This is a genomic window from Haemophilus seminalis, from assembly GCF_006384255.1.
Taxonomy (GTDB): Bacteria; Pseudomonadota; Gammaproteobacteria; order Enterobacterales; family Pasteurellaceae; genus Haemophilus; species Haemophilus seminalis.
Genome location: NZ_VCED01000003.1, coordinates 164,194 through 185,096, shown reverse-complemented (window position 1 = coordinate 185,096; position 20,903 = coordinate 164,194). Strand labels below are relative to the sequence as shown.

Below are 20,903 nucleotides of genomic sequence, written 5' to 3'. Positions count from 1 at the left end.
AAATTTTTTAACGGATTAAAAACTATAATTTAAGTTTAAACCATAAAGATTTGCGCTTGCTTTAGAGCTGTAATTGCCTGTAACAACCACTACACCATTACTAATACGTTGCTCTTCTTTGAAATGAACTTTTTTACCTTTCAAATAAGCATAGCCTAAATCAACTGAAAGATTTGGAGTAAATTTATATGTAGCACCCACACTATACCAAGTACGGTCAGTATCAGGAATTGCCGCACTAGCATGTTCAGTTGCTGCAGCTTGATCATAAGCAATACCTGCACGTAAAGTTAATTTATCATCTACGTTATAAGTTCCACCTAATGCAATACGTGAGCTATTTCTATAGTACATTTTCTTATGGAAGGCTTCTTTTCCATCAGAATGATAGCTTGCATATAAGTTTTTCAAACGGCTCCAATGGGAATATTTATAACTATAGTGCATTGCAAATTTTTCAGTTAATTGGTGGAATCCTGAAAACTCTAAGTAATCAGGCAAATTAAGCTTTAAACCACCTTCTTGTCCAATACGACTTGCTTGTAAACTGGTTGCTGTATGATCTGTAAAATCAATATCTACTTTAGAATGGTAAGCTAAACCAATTCGATGATTTTCATTAAATTGATACATTACACCAGCATTCCAAGCAAAAGCCCAAGCTGCTTTGTCTTGTAATTGAGTTAGAATAGTATCTTTTTTCACATTAGCCAATGCTGGAGAAGAAATAAGTTCTGATGCTTTAGGAGTTCTTAAAAGTGCTGCAATTGCAGGAGAATGCATAGCGGCCGTACGTAACGCTGAAGGAACATCAGCAAGGAAACCAGCTCTACGCTCAATTTTTGCTTGAGCATAAATCGCATTCAAGCCTAAACCAGCACTAAATCCCTCAGTAACACGATAAGATCCACTTAGGTTTAAATTTAACGCGGTTAGATCTGTTGTTCCACCAAACACACCGCCATTATATTTGTTATCATATTCGCTCTTTAAACCAAAGTTCACATTCATTCCACCACCAAGAGCAAATTTGTCATTAATAGGTGCAACGAAATACATATTTGGCACAAGTGAGCCAGGAACCACACTTTTCTGATAAAGATCTTTTGATGAACGTTGCAATATAGGAGTTACGTCATTTTCAATAATACTTACTTGAGAATTACCACTCATATTAATCTTAGAATCCACATAAACGCCACCCACAGAAAATTGATTCGTTTTAAATAAACTCATCAACGCTGGGTTAGTTGCCACTACAGAGGCATTATCCGCAATCGCCGCTTCACCCGCATATGCACGACCAAGACCAGAAGTCGATACTTCAGATAATTGGAACGCTGCAGCATTTGCCCCACCAGCAGCTAATAACATCGCAGTTGCTAAGACAGATTGATTAAATTTTTTCATTTGGAAACCTTTGTTATAAATAAAAATCTGGGCGATTCTAAAACCCGAATCTATTGAGTGCAAATCCATTTCCTTGTTTTCATTAGAGTTCCGACCAGTTATCGGGAACTTTTTGCATTTAATGGGCTATTTTGTTCAATTTTTGTCATTCATAAGAAAAATGATAAAATGTACGAAAATTCATATAAGGAAAAGAAAATGACCGTAAAATGTAAAGCAGAAGAATCCTTAACCTGTAGCTGCGTTGATGTGGGCACAATTATTGATGGTTCTGACTGCACTGTAGAAGTACATCAATTTTATAGTACTGAAACTGATGCCAATGCAGCCCTTGAACGATTAACAAAGAAAGCGCGCGATACAGAAAGCGATCCTTGCGAAATTAAAAGCGAAATCGTGGCAGTTGAAGACGGAGTTCAACTAAATGCCTCTTTCACTTTTAGTTGCCAAGCAGAAGCGATGATTTTTGAACTCGCGAATCGTTAGTATTTAATAACACACTAAATACTCAAAAAAATTAACCGCACTTTTTAAAGTGCGGTTAATTTCTTCTTCCTATTTTGATTGTAAATCTTCCATCATTTGTTTTATTGCATCCTCAATTGAATCCCCATGATTTTTATGAGAAATCCATCGAAATATCACAGGATAACCTTGCTGTACTAATTTCTCTGCCAATTTTGGCGCATTAAATGGTCGCATTTTCTTACGTTGTTCAATACGTTGAAGTTGTTCTGATGTAAGCTTTGGATCTCGCTCAGGATATTCTTCATATTCACCTAAAGTGATCAATATATGCTTAGGACTTGACTTAATCCAAGGCATTGTTTGTGGTAAAAATGAACCATTCCCCCACCAAAGTGATGGACTTGCTAATGTGTAATATTGAAATAAATCAGGTTGGTGAAATAATACATATAATCCGAATAGGCCACCAAATGAATGCCCGAAGAAAAACTGTTTCTCTGGATTAATATGGTATTGCTGTTCAATTTCTGGTTTAACTTGGGTTTGGATAAAACGCAGAAAATCTGAAGCCCCTCCACCATTTTTAAAATTCTCCCCATTCACAGGAAAAGTATAATCCCGTTGACGTTCTGATATGGCATAGGCATTCTCTGACACATAACCAATTCCGACAATAAGCGGTAACTCTTGAGTAGGATCCACTGTATTAACCGCAATGGGAAATTGTGCATTACCATCAAGCATATAAAGAACTGATAATGGTTTATTGTTAACCTTAGGTTCCGCAATAAATAAACGATATGGCTTACTTTCAAAAAGAAGGTCTTTTTGATGAATCTTATAAAGTGTATTCATATTTTCGTTAATTTTAGGAATGATAAAATCAGGAGTAGCAAGAATCATGGGCGTATAAAAAACACTCAATAACGCACCAATACATGTCAAAAGAGTTAAGAAGATTCGTTTCATGATTAAAATATCGACCGTACTACTACGGCCGATGATATAGTCGAAATTATTTTATGGCTTTCTCAAGTTCTGCGGCAATCACTTCCATTGATTCTAGTCCACCAAACGCTAAATACCAATTCGCTGCATCTAAATATATGATGTGCTTATTTTTATAAGCATTAGTCTGTTGAACAATAGCATTATCTAATACCTTTTGTGCATTATTGACTTTATCTGTCACCGCCGCCGTACGATCTACCACAAGCAAATAATCTGGATTTTTTTCTAAAAGATACTCAAATCCAACACTCATACCATGTGTCGATGACTTAATATTGGGATCAGCAGGTTTAAAACCAAATTTCTGGAAGACCATACTATAACGTGAATTATCACCAAAGGTACTAATTTTACTTTCATTCACTAACACAAGTAAGGCAGTCTTTCCTTTCGTCTCATTCGCGACTTGTGACACTTTAGCATCTAATGCATCTAATTTTGCTTTTGCTAGTGCTTCTTTATTAAAGATTTTACCTAATGCAGTAACATTTTCTTGGAAGCTTGGATAATAATTCGAGTAATCATTTTCCACATAGAACACGGGCGCAATTTCTTTCAATTTATCCAATAATTTTTGTTGACGCGGTGCGGCAATAATCAGGTCAGGATTCAGTTCATTAATCGACTCAAATGCTGGCTCAGGTAATGAACCAACATCTTTAAATTTATCTTGTTTAAACTCATCTAAATAAGTTGGAATATGTCCTGCTTTAGGGAAACCCACTATTTTATCAGTTTCTCCTAATGCTCGTAGGGTATCAGCCACACCAAAATCTAACACAACTACTTTTTGTGGATTTTGCGGCACAGTTTGCTCTCCTGCTGCATTTTTAACAATAATATCCTGCGCATTTACCATCGTAGAAGCAAACAAAACAAAGCTAAGTACGGTTAATTTTTTTAATGTTTTCATAAAGGATCTCCTATTTAAAATACACAGCAATTTTTTGTTGATTAATTTCTTGAATTGGAATTTCCATATCATAAATATTCAGCAACACCTCTGACTGCATTATCTCATTTACTGAGCCCTGAGCGACCAGCTTCCCTCGCTTCATCGCAACCATATAATCAGAATAGCAAGAGGCGAAATTAATATCATGAATCACAATGACCACTGTTTTGTTCAGTTCCGTCACAAGCTTTCTCAATACTTGCATAATTTGTACCGAATGTTTCATATCTAAATTATTCAGTGGTTCATCAAGCAAAATATAATCAGTATCTTGTGCTAGTGTCATGGCAATATAAGCCCGTTGTCGTTGTCCCCCACTCAGGTTTTCAATATATTGCTCACGAATATCATCTAAGTTCATATATTTAATGGCATTATCAATAAAAGTGCAGTCAATTTCTGTTAGGTTTCCTTTCGAGTAAGGAAAACGACCAAACGCCACTAATTCTTCCACCGTAATTCGTAGATTAACGTGATTCGATTGTTTTAATATCGCCATTTTGCGCGCAATATCAGTATTTTTTTGTTCTTTTAATGGCAAATGATTCAAATAGACTTCACCACTATCAGCTATTAATAAACGGCTTATAATACCCAGTACGGTACTTTTCCCTGCCCCATTTGGCCCAATAAATGAAGTGATTTTTCCTGTTGGGATCACGAGTGAAACATCATCCACCACTTTTTTTTCGCCATAAGATTTACAAATATGCTTAATTTCTATTGCCATTTTTTATTTGCTCTTAATAACAAAGAAAGAAAATATAATCCGCCTACAAAATTAATGATAACGCTTAGCGGCGTGCTGAATGTAAAGACTTGTGTCAATAAAAATTGCCCACAAACTAACGTAAATACAGCAAGTAACATCGCGGCAGGAATCAAGAGTTTATGGCGATAATCCTGCATGAATTCAAAGGTAATATTCATCACAAGAAGTCCTAAAAAAACTAAGGGGCCGACAAGGGCGGTCGAGACAGATGTTAAAATAGCTACAATAATCAACAATTTTTTAACCATATGTTGATAATCCACACCTAGATTCAGTGCCTGTTCTCGCCCTAATGCCAACACATCAAGATACTTCCAGTAACGTAGGCTATATAAAATCACCGCCACTAACATCGCTAACGCCAGCCAAAGAATCTTAGTATTAATCCGATTAAAACTCGCAAAACCAAAATCTTGTGAAATTTGAAACTCATTTGGATCAATCAACACCTCCATAAAGGTGGTTAAGCTACCGAAAAAAGTGCCAAAAACAATACCAACGAGCAATAAAAAGAAAATATTTTGTGATTCTCTTCTAAATAAGAAATGATAAAGCACAAGCATAAAACCAATCATTACACCTGTACTCATAAGAAATAGAACAAAAGGATTAATAGACAACAATGTCTTTGAACCAAATAAAAATAAAATTCCTGTTTGAATCAGTAAATACAATGAATCTAGCCCTAAAATACTTGGTGTGAGAATACTATTATTCACCACTGTTTGAAATAGCATCGTCGCAAGAGCAATAGCAATGCCGGTTATCACAATAGCGGATATCGTTAATGCCCGATTATTTAAAGCATATTGCCAACGATTTGGTAAATGATACCCAAGAAATAATGCAATACTGACAAGTGCTAATATGCCTAAAACCGCAATACGAAGTAAGGATGATTTACGCATGGCGGTACCTTTTCAATAAAAAATACAAGAAAATACCGCTCCCCATTACACCAACCACTGCATTAATAGAAATTTCATAAGGATAAATCAAACAACGCCCCAAAATATCGCAAAACAATACAAAAACGGCACCTAAAAGTGCGGTGTGAGAAAGAATTTTTTTGAGATTATCACCTAAATATAGTGTAACTAAATTTGGAACGATAAGACCTAGAAAAGGAATTACCCCAACAGAAACAATAATAATCGATGAAACTGTCGATACAATAAGCAAACCTATATAAAGCACTTGGTTATAATTTAGCCCAAGATTAGTAGCGAAATCTTTTCCCATTCCTACAATCGAAAAACGCTGTGCAAATAAATAAGAAATAATCAGCATCGGGAGGCTAAAATAAAGCAATTCATATCGCCCGCTCATCACTAGTGAAAAGTCCCCTTGAAGCCAACCAGAAAGGTTTTGCAATAAATCTTGTTGATATGCAATAAATGCGGTGATTGAACTGATCACATTGCCAAACATCATTCCCACCAATGGCACAAAAATAGTATCTTTAAACTTTAAACGGGAAAGAATGCTCATAAATAATAGCGATCCAATAAAAGAAACAAGCACAGCAATAGCTGTTTTTAAAAGCATTGATGCACCTGGAAAAAAGAGAATGGCCAATAAAATGCCAAGACGCGCACTATCCATTGTGCCTGCAGTTGTGGGAGAAACAAAACGGTTTCTACTTAATTGCTGCATCACCAACCCACAAATACTTAAAGAAGCACCAGCAATCAAAATACTCACTAAACGAGGCACTCGACTATCTAGAAATATTTGCCATTGACTATCTTCCAAATTGAATAAGCCCCTCATAGTGACGGAACTTACCCCAAGAAAAAGTGAAATAACCGAAAGCAAAATAAGCAGAAAAATCCAATATCGCCGTTTAAACATCATTATAATGAGAATAATTATTGATTATAAGAGGATAGCATATTGAATGATTAAAAGAAATTTAAATTAAATACGTGTGTAGTTTATCTTTTCAGATCATGATAATGCATCACTTCAGCCACTAAAAGTGCGGTAGTTTTTTCCACTATTTTTCCATTCGATTATTTGCTCAATTAACGAAATTAATTTATCCCTTTCAACACTATTTAATTGATTAAATAATCGATCCAACTGATAAACCTGCTCTGTCGGTTGTAGCTGACTATCCGTAATTAAATCGGATACTCGACATTGAAAAAGCTGTGCAAACTCATATAAACGCTCAACATTTAAGGCAATAGTGCCTCGCTCCATACGCGAAATAGCATCATTGCTCAATCCTAATAATTCCGCTACCTGCGCCTGAGATAACCCCGATACCTTACGATATTTAGCAATCGTGGCACCAACTCGCTTATTTATCTCAATTTTTTCTTTCACACCATATTCTTCATTTCATTTTTAATGGAATGAGTATAGGCATTCACCTTTCAATAAAAAGAGAATTAAATTCTTGTAATTAAGAACAAAATACTTAGAATAATTGCTATTTTATAAAATAATTTTTTGCCCGAACCAACCTTGCAAACAAAGTCTATAACATAAGCCATTATCTTGTTGCTGAAGGAAGAACCATGTTAAGAAAACACGAAAAACTCGCTGAACGTTTAGCTTCTATTTTGGTGGAATTGAATACCACAGGGCAAATTGATATTAATGAACTAGCAGAACGCTTTTCTATCGGCATTCGCACCTTACAAAAAGACCTAAATGAGCGTCTTGTTTTTCTAAATTGGGAACAAAATGGACCGCGCTTTTATCGTTTAAACCGCGCCCAACTCGGGGTATTCACTAAAGAAGATATTGAACGATTTGCTCATTTCGCTAGTGTGCAAGATCTTTTCCCTAAAATAGATCGTGAATTTTTTCAACATAGTTTAAATAAAAGTATTGCCGTTAAAGGATTACATTACGAAGCGATTCAGCATCGCCAACAAGAATTTAAACAACTTCAAAATGCAATTGAAAAACATTGTGTGGTGCAATTTACCTATCAAAAACTCGGCACTCAAAATGCCTCAAATCGTGAAATTGAGCCTTATGTGCTGTTAAATAAAAACGGAGTTTGGTATCTCATCGGTCTTGAAAATGGAAAACAAAAAACCTTTTGCTTTACTCAAATCCATTTTTTAAAAATAACAGATAAAACATTCAAACCTAATGAACAATTTCTCTCAGAAATTCAAAAAAGCGACAGCATTTCTCACGGCAATCAAATTAGTGAAGTTGTGATCAAAGTAGATGCTTCCGTTACTCATTATTTCACTCGACGTAATTTGCTACCGAACCAAGAAACCATCCGAAAATTAGAAAATGGAGAGCTTCTCCTCTCTTGCAAAAACATTCACGAGTTAGAAATTATTCCATTGGTGCAATATTGGATTCCATTTTTAACTATCGTCAGCCCGAATGATTTGCAAGAACGAATGATTGTTAAGTTGAAAGACTATATGGCAAATATTGGAGCTTAACGATGGAAATCACATCAAATAATTACCGCACTTATTACCAAAATTTAATAAATCAACGTGCTAGCTTTGAAATTTATCAAGTATCACTCACCGATATGATTTCCATCTGTGGTGAACTAGAAGAATATATCGAAAAACAAAACCTAAAATGCCGAATTTATACAGAAAAACGTATGACAAGCTTACTATCATCAGTACTAAATAAACGCTATGGCATTTTATCTGCCGCCTTTATCTTGGCACATAATCTTTTTACTTGGAGTCCAGATTATGAGATTAGTCGAGATTTAGCAAATAATCGGATTAATGTTAAGTCTAAAAAGTAACAAAATTATCATCAACCATACAGGAGAATAAAATGTCTGATGTACAATCCACTGCTTTAACAACTATTACTGCAGCCCTTAAATTACGAGGTGTAAAAGTAGATCGAACTAGTTTTTTATTAGAAATCTTTGAGTTAAATCCAAAAACAAAACGCCCTTTAACTCCCGAAGAAAAAACTAGACTTATTGAGTTCGGTCCAATAGATTCTGGTTTAGCAACTCCTAGAGAAGTAAAAAAAATAGCTGAAGATTTATGCGGAAAAAAAACCTTATTAAGCGCAGCAAATTCCTTTATAGCAGGTCTTCCAGGAGGAATTGCTATGGCTGCAACTGTGCCTGTTGATGTCGCTCAATTTTACGGTTTTGCTCTAAGAATCGCTCAAGAAATAGCTTATTTATATGGGAAAAAAGATCTATGGAAAGAGGGAGTCCTAGATGAAAATGAAGTTCGCAGTGAATTGCTTCTCTATTTAGGTACAATGTTGGGGGTTAGTGGTACAGCAGCGCTGATGCGCTATATTAGTACAGCGGTAGCGAAAAAAATTGCTACAGATATACCAAAGCAAGCACTTACTAAAACAGCTTGGTATCCAATTTTAAAATCTTTAGCAAGTTATATTGGTATTAAACTCACAAAAGATACTGCAGGGAAAACGATCTCAAAAGTTGTACCTATTTTAGGAGGCATTATTTCTGGTGGAATCACCTACGTTACATTAAGTAAAATGAGTGAACGATTATATTTAGCCTTTGACAAGTCAGCTGGAGAATATACTGAAAAAGAAATAAAAGAAGATATTGAAGATATTAAGGAAAAAATGCCAGATATCTATGATGCCATCTTTACTATAAATTCTGATTCGGAAGATAATATAAAAAGTTAATTAAAGGTATTAATATGGCAATTATCAATGAAAAAGATCTATCTGAAGCATTGAAAAATGATAAAGATACTATTGAAATTGAAGGCGACCTAGCTGATAAAGTAATCAGAATCAAAGCCACAGGTTCAGTAGCATGGGCTATCGCTATTGGCTCCATTGCTGTTGGATTAGCAGCTATTTTCGTTACAGCTGGAACTGGTGGTGCAGCTACTCCTGCAACTGTTCCTACTAGTGCTTTAGCAGCTGCAGGGGCGGTGGCAATATTAGGAACACCTACAACAATATCCTTAATAGGTATTGCAGTGGCTGCAGGGGGAGTTAGTGCGGGTATTGCTAGATTAAATAAACTTCGTGATTATAAAATAAAATCTAAAACTAAAAATAAAGTAATTTTAGTAAGAAAATAACTAAGGAGTTGTTTAATTTACAACTCCTTTTATTCAATAAGGATATAAAATGCCAATTCCCTCAAAAACCCAAGAAACCTGTCCAAATTGTGGTTGGAAAAATAAATATATCAATTCATCAGACAATCTTATCTTTTTTGGAGGTGAATGTCCGATTTGCAAAACCGAAACCAAACTAATTGTATTGAAGGATACAACCCCTGAAATGGATTCATTATCAATACGATTTTTTCATAAAATTTATAGTCTATTCACAAAAATATGATTAAGAAACTTGAAGATTTTTATAAAAAATATCGAGATCATTATTCAGATGACTTCCGTTTACGAATTCATCGCTCATTAAGTTGGATAAAACAAGCATATAATACAGAAGAACAAGATGTTAAATTTATTTTGTTATGGATCTCTTTTAACGCAGCCTACGCTAATGAATTTAGTGAAACGTTGGGAGATAAAAATACATTCCTAAATTTTCTTAAGAAAATTTGTCAATTTGATGTTGAGCATAAATTACATTCAATTTTAGCTGACGCCCATAAATCATCATTTGATAAACTTATTGATACCCCCTATACCTTCCAACCCTTTTGGGATTGTCATAATGGCAAGCGAAAAAACTTTGATTGGAAAGTAGAATTTAATGAAACTCGATATAACGCTATAATTTCATTAAGAAAGAAAAAAACACATGTTGTATTACAAATAGTGTTTGGGCATTTATACACATTACGCAATCAAATAGTGCATGGTGGAGCAACATTTAATAGTCAAGTGAATCGCACTCAAATTAATGAATGTATAACACTCCTATCATCTTTAATTGTAGTAATGCTTGATATTATGATGAAAAATAATGATGAAATGGACTGGGGAAAACCTTTTTACCCTGTTGTAAAATAAACTTATTTCTTACTGTAATTTGCGAACCAACCTTGCAATCTAGCTCACTATAATCCTCACCAATCTGACGAAATTTCAGATTGCCCTCCTTAGGTCTTAATACAAGTGCGGTCATTTTCTGTAAGTTTTTTCAGGGAATGATCGCCTTTTTTATTATAAATTCAATAGGATAATAGTTATGTTAGGTAACATTTTAAAACTTGCTGGAGCTGGCGTATTAGCTTTTGGTGCAAAGAAAATTTATGAATTAATTCAAGATAAAAAACAAGAATCTTCAGAAAGCGAGGAATATTGGGAAAATAATTGCAGAGAAAAAGAAGCAAGACGCGCTATGAAAGAAGAACCCGATCCTGCAATGAAGTTAGCTAAAGGCGGAACACCAAATTTACTTGAGACAGAAGAATTTTATCAAGAATTGAAAAAAACTTTACCTAAAAGAGCGTTGGAATGGACAGATGAACAAAAAAATGAATTTATTCGTTTGACATTATATATTTTTGAAGGCGCAGATGCTTGGGATTATATTCATGCAGAGGATCCCCTAAATATTTTTGAACTTACTCAAACAAAGGGAAGAACAATTGATTACTTGCGATTTATTGCGGAAACATTACCTGGCTTACAACAAACATCACGTCTTCTTTATATTATTAAAGAAGTTGAGCGTATTCGTAAGCGTCAAGAAAATCCAATTTATGATTTAAATCAGATACCAAGTGTTAAATTTCAGGATATTGGTTTGAAGCTCGCAGTAATTAATCAATTAATGTTTAAAGATGAAACTCTAAAACCAAAGTTTTTCCTTGAAATATTTAGAGAAGAATATAAAAAATATTTTTTGAATCCATTATATGGATTAGATAGAGAAAAAGCGGGTGAATATATGAAAGATCTAGATATTCCAGTTAGCCTATTAAACAAAATAGAATATTTAGAAATAAACCCAACCTCAGAATTTTACCGACAAATCTATATAAAAAAAACATTTGATATTAGCGAGTTTTTTCTTAAAGCACCTCGCAATAGCCAATATATTCCATTGTTTAATATAGGATATTCAACAAGTGATATTGAAAATGAATTGTCATTATTGCCAAATCTAAAGGAAATAAGAATCAATTTATCTAAAGAAAATTCAAACAAAAAATTTTCATTAAGCGATTTAGGATTATATGAATATATTGTAAGAACTTTAGATAATAAAAACATCAAAATTGTGATTAATTAAATCTATACAACCCAATAAATATTATTAATAAAAGAGCAGATAATTTTCTTTAAGTTTTACAAATAATGATCGCCTTTTTATTATAAAAAAATTAAATATAATAATATGCGAACCAACCCTACATAGGAATCTCATAAACTCCTTTACTGAATAAAGTAAAGGAGTTTTTATGTCTATAAAAATTATAGGTTGCGGAAAATGCGGTAATAACATAGTAGATTATTTACAACAACTCAATTTACCACGAGTTGAATATTATTCAATGAATCTTTCATCAAAAAATGAAAAGGAATATCAAATAGAAAATACTTTTTCCTTAAACGAAATGCAAAAAAACTATCGTGTTCCATTTTTGAAAGGCATATTATTTGATGCTAAACCTTGCTTTATACTGGCAGGTCTAGGTGGAAAAACGGGTAGTCAATTAGTAATCGAGCTAACAGAAATAGCCAATTTGCTCAATATCAAGCCTTACATTATTGTCACAACGCCTTTTAAATTTGAAAGTCATGAAAGAAAATCACAAGCAAACTTAGTTATCGAAAAGCTTCAAAAGTTAATGTGTAATCTTTATATCATTTCAAATGAGGATATAACAGAAAAAACTTATAAATTTAAAGGGTTAATAGGCTCATTCGCAGCTATTCATCAAAAATTCTATGAAATTATTAGTGCCAAAATAGTACCTATAAAATATCCATTCCCATAAAAAATATAAAAACTTGTTGCATTCTCCTTATTTTTCCAGTAACTTGGCGACTAGTATCTATTTGGAGATTTAATATGTTTATTATCCGTCGTCACCATCATCACCATTTTAACTGAATAATCTTTCAGGTTTTTGGTGTGCTTGGAAGATTTCTTCCGAGCTGACAGGATAATCTAAATGTTACCCCTCGGAAGGCAACTTTCGAGGGGTTTTATTTTATGGCGATAAAAGGAGATTATACTATGCAACATCATTATTTATTCAATACATCAAATTTTTAAAGTACAGTATTCACTATTTAATTTATAAGGAAAAACAAAATGTTATCAAATCCTGTTGTTATTTCGATCATTGTTTTGCTCACTCTTAGCTTACTGCGTATTAATGTAATTATTGCTCTTGTGATTGCCTCTCTCACAGCTGGGCTTTGCGGTGATCTAAGTTTAAGTAAAACTATTGAAACCTTCACTGGTGGCTTAGGTGGTGGTGCTGAGGTGGCGATGAATTATGCGATGCTTGGTGCGTTTGCTATTGCGATTTCTAAATCTGGTATCACTGATTTAATTGCTTATAAAATTATTACCAAAATGAATAAAACGCCTACTTCTAGCAACTTAGTATGGTTTAAATATTTTATTTTTGGGGTGCTCGCCTTATTTGCCATTTCATCACAAAATCTTCTTCCCGTACATATTGCCTTTATTCCTATTGTTGTGCCGCCACTACTTTCTATTTTTAATCGTTTAAAAATCGATCGCCGTGCTATCGCTTGTGTACTCACCTTTGGGTTAACCGCTACTTATATGTTGCTTCCCGTTGGTTTCGGTAAAATTTTTATTGAAAGTATTTTGGTAAAAAATATTAATCAAGCGGGTGAAGCTCTCGGATTACATACTGATGTTGCACAAGTTTCTCTTGCGATGCTCTTGCCTGTAAGCGGTATGATTTTAGGCCTGTTTATTGCTGTATTTATTAGTTATCGTAAGCCACGTGAATATGATGTTACTATTGAAGAACCAACTACAAAAGAAATTGAAGCTCACATTGCAAACATTAAATCAAGACAAATTATTGCTAGTGTCATTGCGATTATAGCCACATTTACCACGCAATTAATGACAAGTTCAACTATTATTGGTGGGCTAGTCGGGTTAATTATTTTTGCTGTATTTGGTATTTTTAAACTGAAAGAAAGTAATGATATTTTTCAAAAAGGGTTACATCTAATGGCGATGATCGGCTTTGTGATGATTGCCGCATCTGGTTTTGCGAATGTCATTAATGCAACAACAGGCGTCACGGATTTGGTTCAAGGTTTAAGTAATGGTGCGGTACAGAGCAAAGGGTTAGCGGCGTTTCTAATGTTACTAGTCGGGTTATTAATTACGATGGGAATTGGGTCGTCATTCTCTACAGTGCCGATTATTACTTCCATTTATGTGCCACTTTGTTTATCTTTCGGTTTTTCTCCATTAGCCACTGTAGCTATTGTAGGTGTTGCAGCCGCCTTAGGAGATGCGGGCTCCCCTGCCTCTGATTCAACATTGGGTCCAACATCAGGATTAAATATGGATGGCAAACACGATCATATTTGGGATTCCGTTGTTCCAACCTTTATTCACTATAATATTCCATTATTAGTGTTTGGCTGGATTGCAGCCATGTATCTTTAGCGATTATAATCCCCCTTTGGGGGATTTTTATGACGATTCAATTACTTATTCAACGTCTGGAACAAAAAGTCCAGCACCTTTATCAAGATTATTTACCTCAACGTGAAGAAAAAATCTTTGCTAGATTTGACCGCTCTTTATTTAGTGAGCACGGGCAAACTGTCGGTTTTTATCTAACTGAGCTAAACCAAACGCTTGATAAGATTAAAATGTTAGAATCGGACATTCCCACTCACTATGCCTATCTAGCAGAACGTTTAGTGGCTCAGTGTACGGTGCTTTCAGAAGCATTAGCACGCAAAAAAAATACGTTAAATACTCAATCCTCATCAGCTATATTCGCGCCCGTTAAAAGTCCACAACATAACATTCACAGGTTACCGCCAAGAGAACGTCTAGAAAAATATTATGAAGCATTAGAAAAACTAAATAAACTTTACCAGGAACAATGTGATTTGGCACGAACATCTCCCCTTCCTGATGATGCGATTCTCCATACACAGCTTGCAGAACGTTATAAACAACGCCATCAAAAATGCCAAGATGCGATATATCTATTAGAAGAATATTTAGCATTCAAAGAAGAACAAGAAAACCATACTTTATAATAGCGATTATCATATTAAATCTGCCAATCAATGGGATTTATCCCATTTTCTTCTAAATATGTATTCGTTTTAGAAAAATGATGACAGCCAAAGAAACCTCTATGTGCTGACAAAGGAGAAGGATGCGGAGCCGTTAAAACAAGGTGACGAGTGCGGTCAATAATTTGCCCTTTTTTTTGTGCGTGACTACCCCAAAGTAAAAATACGAGTTTTTCACGATGTTCATTAAGCGCCGTAATAACACGATCAGTAAACGTTTCCCAGCCAAAATTAGCATGTGAATGTGCCATGCCACGCTCCACGGTAAGCACAGTGTTAAGTAGCAATACCCCTTGTTCTGCCCATTTAACTAAATAACCATGTGATGGCATTTGAAATCCAGAAATATCTTGTGTGAGTTCTTTATACATATTTAATAAGGAAGGGGGGATGGCTACTTCAGGTTTTACCGAAAAAGCCAATCCATGAGCTTGGTTTGGACCATGGTAGGGATCCTGACCTAAAATCACTACTTTCACATCTTCAAAAACGGTATATTTAAATGCATTAAATACATCTTCTTGTGGGGGATAAATCGTTTTCCCGCTTGCTCTTGCAAGATGAACCTGTTGTAGCGCATGTTGAAAGTAAGGTTGTTCTTTTTCTTTTCCAATAACATCTGTCCAGGTTTTCATTATTGTGATCCTATTAATAAGTTTATTCTTATTATAAACAAAAAAATTAAGGCAATAAAAAGCTTAAAAGTTAAATTAATGTTAAACAGTTTTAGATAAACCACTATAGAAATGACTAAAACTTAATTTAGATCAAGTTTTTAAAATTATCCTAAAAAGATAACCTGTTCTTTATCAAAAAAATCTAAAATAATTTGAAACCTTCAAATTATTTGATAAAATTTATACAGTTTTTATGATTATTCAATGCCAATTAGGAGGCTATTATGATTAAAGGTATTCAAATTACTCAAGCAGCAAATGACAATTTACTTAATTCATTCTGGTTATTAGACAGCGAAAAAAATGAAGCACGTTGTTTATGTGCAAAAGGCGAATTTACTGAAGACCAAGTTGTTGCAGTGAGCGAATTAGGTCAAATCGAATACCGTGAATTACCAGTAAATGTAGCACCAACTGTAAAAGTTGAAGGCGGTCAACACTTAAACGTAAATGTATTACGTCGTGAAACTTTAGAAGATGCGGTAAACAACCCGGATAAATATCCACAATTAACTATCCGTGTTTCTGGTTACGCAGTACGTTTCAACTCTTTAACGCCAGAACAACAACGCGACGTTATCACTCGTACTTTCACTGAAAGCCTATAATTTCAGTTTGAATGAAAAAAGAAACCCTGAAGTCATTCGGGGTTTTGTTTTATCTAAAATTTGACCGTACTTTTCCCTTTCATCCCTAGCGATTTCCATGCTTTTCAGGTACAATCCGCCAGTTAAATTTATTGATTTTTTTGAGAAAAACTATCTTTTATGAAGAATATTCGCAACTTTTCTATTATTGCCCATATTGACCACGGTAAATCAACGCTTTCTGACCGTTTGATTCAAACTTGTGGTGGCCTTTCGGATCGCGAAATGGAAGCGCAAGTGCTAGATTCTATGGATCTTGAGCGTGAGCGTGGAATTACCATCAAAGCACAAAGTGTTACCTTAAATTATAAAGCCAAAGATGGAGAAACTTATCAATTAAACTTTATTGATACACCAGGACACGTGGACTTTTCCTATGAAGTGTCTCGCTCTCTTGCTGCTTGTGAAGGGGCTTTGTTGGTGGTCGATGCAGGTCAAGGAGTAGAAGCTCAAACCTTAGCAAACTGTTATACCGCAATCGAAATGGATTTAGAAGTGGTACCGATTTTAAACAAAATCGACTTGCCTGCTGCAGATCCTGAACGCGTAGCGGAAGAAATTGAGGATATCGTGGGAATTGATGCAATGGAAGCGGTTCGATGCTCAGCTAAAACGGGGGTAGGTATCGAAGATGTATTAGAAGAAATCGTTGCAAAAATTCCTGCACCGGAAGGCGATCCTAATGCGCCATTACAAGCATTGATTATTGATTCTTGGTTCGATAACTATTTGGGTGTGGTATCTTTAGTTCGCATTAAAAACGGGGTATTACGTAAAGGCGATAAAATTAAAGTGATGTCTACAGGACAAACTTACAATGTAGACCGTTTAGGGATTTTCACGCCAAAACAAGAAGATACTGCCGTTTTAGAATGCGGTGAAGTTGGTTGGGTAGTTTGTGCAATTAAAGATATTTTAGGTGCGCCAGTTGGGGATACTTTAACGCTTCAACATAATCCTGCAACTGAAGTTTTACCAGGCTTTAAAAAAGTAAAACCGCAGGTTTATGCTGGACTTTTCCCTGTAAGTTCTGATGATTATGAAGCGTTTCGCGATGCTCTCGGCAAATTAAGTTTAAATGATGCCTCACTTTTCTATGAGCCAGAAAACTCTACCGCACTTGGTTTTGGTTTCCGTTGTGGTTTCCTTGGCCTTTTACATATGGAAATCATTCAAGAGCGCCTAGAGCGTGAGTATGATTTAGATCTTATCACAACTGCACCAACGGTAATTTATGAAGTGCAATTAACGAATAGTGATGTTGTTTACGTCGATAGTCCATCGAAATTGCCTCCGCTTAATAATATTGCTGAAATCCGTGAACCGATTGCAGAATGTAATATGTTAGTGCCGCAAGAATATTTAGGTAACGTTATTACACTTTGTGTAGAAAAACGTGGCGTGCAAACCAATATGGTATATCACGGTAATCAGATTGCGCTGACTTATGAAATTCCAATGGGCGAAGTTGTTCTAGACTTCTTTGACCGTTTAAAATCAACATCACGTGGTTATGCTTCGTTAGATTACGGTTTCAAACGTTTCCAAGCTGCAGATATGGTTCGCGTAGATATTATGATTAACAGCGAACGAGTAGATGCGTTGGCTTTAATCGTTCATAAAGATAATTCACAATATCGTGGCCGTGAATTGGTTGAAAAAATGCGTGAGTTAATTCCTCGTCAGCAATTTGATATTGCTATTCAAGCCGCGATTGGAAACCACATTATCGCTCGTTCTACGGTGAAACAATTACGTAAAAACGTATTGGCAAAATGTTATGGTGGTGACGTGAGCCGTAAGAAAAAACTCTTACAGAAACAGAAAGAAGGTAAAAAACGTATGAAGTCTTTAGGTAATGTAGAAGTACCACAAGAAGCGTTTTTAGCGATTTTACATGTAGGAAAAGATAAATAGGGAAAATTATGTCAAATTTATTTTTTGTGATTTTACTAGCTGTTGGTTTTGGAGTATGGAAATTATTGGATTATTTCCAATTACCAAACACATTCAGTATTGTACTGCTAATTTTGACCGCACTTTCAGGGATCTTATGGTGCTACCATTATTTTGTGGTAACACCAAAACGGAATCGTAAAATCGCACGTGCTGAACAGCGTTCAGGTCAGGCATTAACAGATGAAGAAAAAGCAAAAATTGAACCGGTCTCTGAGGCTTCTGAATTTTTATCATCTCTTTTTCCAGTACTTTCTGTCGTATTCTTAGTGCGTTCTTTTTTATTTGAACCATTTCAAATTCCTTCTGGCTCAATGGAGTCAACCCTACGAGTGGGCGATTTTTTAATCGTAAACAAATATACTTATGGCATCAAAGATCCTATTTTCCAAAATACAATTATTGCTGGAAATAAACCTCAACGTGGGGATGTCATTGTATTCAAGGCACCTGAACAAGCTTTAATTCGTACTGGTCTTGGGGCAACGCGAGCGGCTTTTGCAGAAAATTTAGCGTTAAGTTCAAAAGATAATATGTCTGGTGTTGATTATATTAAGCGTATTGTTGGAAAGGGCGGAGATCGTGTCATTTTTGATCCGGAACAAAAAACGCTAAAAGTGGTATATGGCAAAGAAGGCAAACCTTGTGAAATTGATTGCGAAACCAAGGCGTTTGAATATACACAAAATCCAACAAATCCTGCTTTTCCGAATGAATTAGAATTGACTGAAAAAGGTGATGTGACACACAATGTACTAATTAGTGAATATCGTCGTTATTCAGGTCCTGAGTTTTTCCCACAAGAAGGTATGCAAACTGCAGAATGGCTTGTGCCAGAAGGGCAGTATTTTGTGATGGGGGATCATCGCGATCACAGCGATGATAGCCGTTTCTGGGGCTTTGTGCCTGAAAAAAATATTGTGGGTAAAGCCACTTATATTTGGATGAGCTTAGAAAAAGAAGCGAATGAATGGCCAACAGGTTTCCGTTTTGATCGTTTCTTTACAGCAATAAAATAAGATGAATCATTTAGATCGACTTGAGCGTAAAATCGGCTATCGTTTTAATAATATTGCGCTCTTAAAGCAGGCACTTACACATCGAAGTGCGGCGACTCAACATAATGAACGCCTAGAATTTCTAGGCGATTCTATTCTTAATTTCACTATCGCAGAGGCGCTTTATCATCAGTTTCCACGTTGTAATGAAGGCGAACTGAGCCGTATGCGTGCTACTTTGGTGAGAGAACCTACTTTAGCGATTTTAGCGCGTCAATTTGAATTGGGCGATTATATGTCTCTTGGTTCTGGTGAGCTAAAGAGCGGTGGTTTTCGCCGAGAATCTATTCTTGCCGATTGTGTAGAAGCGATTATTGGCGCAATGTCTTTGGATCAAGGATTGGCTATGACAACCCAAGTGATTCGAAATTGGTATCAACAATTATTAGCTGAAATTAAACCGGGCGATAACCAAAAAGATGCGAAAACTCGTTTACAAGAATATTTACAAGGTAAACATCTACCATTGCCAACTTATGAAGTGGTTAGTATTCAAGGCGAAGCCCATTGCCAAATTTTCACTGTTGAATGCAAAGTGAAAAGTGCGGATAAAATTGACCGCACTTTTGTGGCAAAAGGATCTAGCCGTCGTAAAGCTGAACAAGCAGCAGCAGAACAAATTTTAAAAGAACTGGACATCAAATGACCGAACAATTCGACAAAACCTATTGCGGCTTTATTGCTATCGTAGGTCGCCCAAATGTGGGTAAATCAACTCTCTTAAATAAAATTTTAGGACAAAAAATTTCAATTACATCGCGTAAAGCACAAACCACGCGTCACCGTATTGTTGGGATTAAAACTGAAGGGGCATATCAAGAAATCTATGTGGATACGCCGGGACTTCATATTGAAGAGAAACGTGCGATTAACCGTTTAATGAACCGCGCAGCAAGTAGTGCTATCGGCGATGTTGATTTAATTATTTTTGTCGTGGATGGCACACACTGGAATGCAGATGATGAGATGGTGCTAAACAAATTACGCAATGCAAAATCACCAGTTGTGTTAGCTATTAACAAAGTAGATAACATCAAAAATAAAGATGATTTATTGCCGTTTATTACGGAACTTAGCGGTAAATTTAATTTTGCTCACATTGTGCCAGTTTCTGCACAGCGTGGTAATAATGTTCATGAATTAGAGAAAATTGTACGCCAATCTTTACGCGAAGGTGTCCATCATTTTCCAGAAGATTATGTCACAGACCGTTCGCAACGTTTCATGGCATCGGAAATAATCCGTGAAAAATTAATGCGTTTTACCGGTGAAGAATTACCTTATTCTGTTACTGTTGAAATCGAACAGTTCAAAGTGAATGAACGTGGCACTTATGAAATAAATGGACTAATTCTCGTTGAACGTGAAGGCCAGAAAAAAATGGTAATTGGTGCGGGCGGTCAAAAAATTAAAACTATTGGTATGGAAGCACGCGCTGATATGGAACGTTTATTTGATAACAAAGTCCATCTTGAACTTTGGGTGAAAGTGAAGTCAGGTTGGGCAGATGATGAACGTGCACTGCGTAGTTTAGGATATATGGATGAATAAAGTGCGGTAATATTTCTGATATTCTTAAAATCGCATTATGCTAGGCATAATGCGATTTTTCTATTTATAACAGTTATAAATTTTCCATAAAAAATATCCTTTTATTTTTCCTATTGATTCAATTTAGCAACTACTTTTTCAATCTTTTATCTACTATATAGGGATCAAAATTGCGGAGGAATCCAACTAACAAGCT

At 35.3% G+C, this 20,903-nt stretch carries 23 protein-coding genes and 1 other annotated feature; of the genes, 15 read left to right on the top strand and 8 right to left on the bottom strand.

The features are described from left to right. Window positions 1-15: 15 nt before the first annotated feature. On the bottom strand, window positions 16-1,473 hold the full coding sequence (locus FE813_RS05235; RefSeq protein ID WP_139989756.1) for a porin: 1,458 nt from the start codon (window positions 1,471-1,473) through the stop codon (window positions 16-18). A 135-nt stretch (window positions 1,474-1,608) separates the two neighbouring features. Between FE813_RS05235 and FE813_RS05230 the strand changes: the two genes are divergently transcribed. Next, window positions 1,609-1,896, top strand: coding sequence for a YfcZ/YiiS family protein (locus FE813_RS05230; protein ID WP_139989755.1), 288 nt, complete (start codon window positions 1,609-1,611; stop codon window positions 1,894-1,896). 69 nt (window positions 1,897-1,965) lie between these two features. Here FE813_RS05230 and FE813_RS05225 read toward each other — a convergent pair whose 3' ends face one another. The 6 genes from FE813_RS05225 to FE813_RS05200 all read right to left on the bottom strand — a co-directional run bounded on the left by FE813_RS05225 (window position 1,966) and on the right by FE813_RS05200 (window position 6,950). Next, entirely contained in the window at window positions 1,966-2,847 is an 882-nt protein-coding gene (locus FE813_RS05225; RefSeq protein WP_373366634.1) for an alpha/beta hydrolase, read from the bottom strand. A gap of 46 nt (window positions 2,848-2,893) precedes the next feature. Continuing rightward, complete coding sequence (locus tag FE813_RS05220; RefSeq protein ID WP_139989754.1) at window positions 2,894-3,802, bottom strand: siderophore ABC transporter substrate-binding protein; 909 nt, start codon at window positions 3,800-3,802, stop codon at window positions 2,894-2,896. Between the two features lie 10 nt (window positions 3,803-3,812). Next, window positions 3,813-4,574, bottom strand: coding sequence for an iron ABC transporter ATP-binding protein (locus tag FE813_RS05215; protein ID WP_139989753.1), 762 nt, complete (start codon window positions 4,572-4,574; stop codon window positions 3,813-3,815). Further along, window positions 4,565-5,524, bottom strand: coding sequence for an iron chelate uptake ABC transporter family permease subunit (locus tag FE813_RS05210; RefSeq protein WP_139989752.1), 960 nt, complete (start codon window positions 5,522-5,524; stop codon window positions 4,565-4,567). The genes FE813_RS05215 and FE813_RS05210 overlap by 10 nt, the downstream gene beginning before the upstream one ends. Then, window positions 5,517-6,470: an ABC transporter permease gene (locus FE813_RS05205; protein ID WP_139989902.1), complete on the bottom strand. Its 954-nt coding sequence runs from the start codon at window positions 6,468-6,470 to the stop codon at window positions 5,517-5,519. Before FE813_RS05205 ends, FE813_RS05210 begins: the two co-directional genes overlap by 8 nt. A 114-nt stretch (window positions 6,471-6,584) precedes the next feature. Next, the gene (locus tag FE813_RS05200) at window positions 6,585-6,950 is read right to left on the bottom strand and encodes a helix-turn-helix domain-containing protein (RefSeq protein WP_139989751.1); all 366 of its coding nucleotides are present in this window, start codon (window positions 6,948-6,950) and stop codon (window positions 6,585-6,587) included. Window positions 6,951-7,144: 194 nt separating this feature from the next. Between FE813_RS05200 and FE813_RS05195 the strand changes: the two genes are divergently transcribed. From FE813_RS05195 to priC, 9 genes are all read left to right on the top strand, one after another. Next, on the top strand, window positions 7,145-8,041 hold the full coding sequence (locus tag FE813_RS05195) for a helix-turn-helix transcriptional regulator (protein ID WP_139989750.1): 897 nt from the start codon (window positions 7,145-7,147) through the stop codon (window positions 8,039-8,041). A 2-nt stretch (window positions 8,042-8,043) separates the two neighbouring features. Next, window positions 8,044-8,367, top strand: coding sequence for a hypothetical protein (locus tag FE813_RS05190; RefSeq protein ID WP_139989749.1), 324 nt, complete (start codon window positions 8,044-8,046; stop codon window positions 8,365-8,367). A gap of 32 nt (window positions 8,368-8,399) precedes the next feature. After that, window positions 8,400-9,251, top strand: a complete 852-nt coding sequence (locus tag FE813_RS05185) for a bacteriochlorophyll 4-vinyl reductase (protein WP_139989748.1) — start codon at window positions 8,400-8,402, stop codon at window positions 9,249-9,251. Between the two features lie 14 nt (window positions 9,252-9,265). Beyond that, window positions 9,266-9,658: a PM1101 family membrane protein gene (locus tag FE813_RS05180; protein WP_005637201.1), complete on the top strand. Its 393-nt coding sequence runs from the start codon at window positions 9,266-9,268 to the stop codon at window positions 9,656-9,658. A 261-nt stretch (window positions 9,659-9,919) separates the two neighbouring features. Continuing rightward, entirely contained in the window at window positions 9,920-10,561 is a 642-nt protein-coding gene (locus FE813_RS05175) for a HEPN domain-containing protein (protein WP_139989747.1), read from the top strand. 178 nt (window positions 10,562-10,739) lie between these two features. After that, on the top strand, window positions 10,740-11,789 hold the full coding sequence (locus FE813_RS05170) for a DUF6892 domain-containing protein (RefSeq protein WP_139989746.1): 1,050 nt from the start codon (window positions 10,740-10,742) through the stop codon (window positions 11,787-11,789). Window positions 11,790-11,958: 169 nt separating this feature from the next. Further along, a complete protein-coding gene (locus FE813_RS05165; protein WP_139989745.1) occupies window positions 11,959-12,498 on the top strand; it encodes an FtsZ/tubulin family protein in 540 nt (179 codons plus the stop codon). Between the two features lie 94 nt (window positions 12,499-12,592). Next, window positions 12,593-12,715 (top strand) — a sequence feature (His leader region). A gap of 103 nt (window positions 12,716-12,818) precedes the next feature. Continuing rightward, entirely contained in the window at window positions 12,819-14,171 is a 1,353-nt protein-coding gene (locus FE813_RS05160; protein WP_048952817.1) for a Na+/H+ antiporter family protein, read from the top strand. A 29-nt stretch (window positions 14,172-14,200) separates the two neighbouring features. Continuing rightward, the gene (gene priC, locus FE813_RS05155; RefSeq protein WP_139989744.1) at window positions 14,201-14,779 is read left to right on the top strand and encodes a primosomal replication protein PriC; all 579 of its coding nucleotides are present in this window, start codon (window positions 14,201-14,203) and stop codon (window positions 14,777-14,779) included. Window positions 14,780-14,793: 14 nt separating this feature from the next. On the opposite strand, the gene ung is transcribed toward priC, so the two are convergent. Continuing rightward, the gene (ung, locus tag FE813_RS05150; protein ID WP_139989743.1) at window positions 14,794-15,453 is read right to left on the bottom strand and encodes a uracil-DNA glycosylase; all 660 of its coding nucleotides are present in this window, start codon (window positions 15,451-15,453) and stop codon (window positions 14,794-14,796) included. 266 nt (window positions 15,454-15,719) lie between these two features. On the opposite strand from ung, the gene grcA reads away from it, so the two are divergent. From grcA to era, 5 genes are all read left to right on the top strand, one after another. Then, window positions 15,720-16,103, top strand: coding sequence for an autonomous glycyl radical cofactor GrcA (gene grcA / locus FE813_RS05145; RefSeq protein WP_139989742.1), 384 nt, complete (start codon window positions 15,720-15,722; stop codon window positions 16,101-16,103). A gap of 159 nt (window positions 16,104-16,262) precedes the next feature. Then, window positions 16,263-18,059, top strand: a complete 1,797-nt coding sequence (gene lepA, locus FE813_RS05140; RefSeq protein ID WP_118800880.1) for a translation elongation factor 4 — start codon at window positions 16,263-16,265, stop codon at window positions 18,057-18,059. Between the two features lie 8 nt (window positions 18,060-18,067). Beyond that, window positions 18,068-19,117 (top strand): signal peptidase I, encoded by a 1,050-nt coding sequence (gene lepB / locus FE813_RS05135; RefSeq protein ID WP_139989741.1) that lies wholly within the window; start codon window positions 18,068-18,070, stop codon window positions 19,115-19,117. Between the two features lies 1 nt (window position 19,118). Next, window positions 19,119-19,802, top strand: a complete 684-nt coding sequence (rnc, locus tag FE813_RS05130) for a ribonuclease III (RefSeq protein WP_139989740.1) — start codon at window positions 19,119-19,121, stop codon at window positions 19,800-19,802. After that, window positions 19,799-20,707, top strand: a complete 909-nt coding sequence (gene era, locus FE813_RS05125; protein ID WP_139989739.1) for a GTPase Era — start codon at window positions 19,799-19,801, stop codon at window positions 20,705-20,707. Before rnc ends, era begins: the two co-directional genes overlap by 4 nt. Window positions 20,708-20,903: the final 196 nt, after the last annotated feature.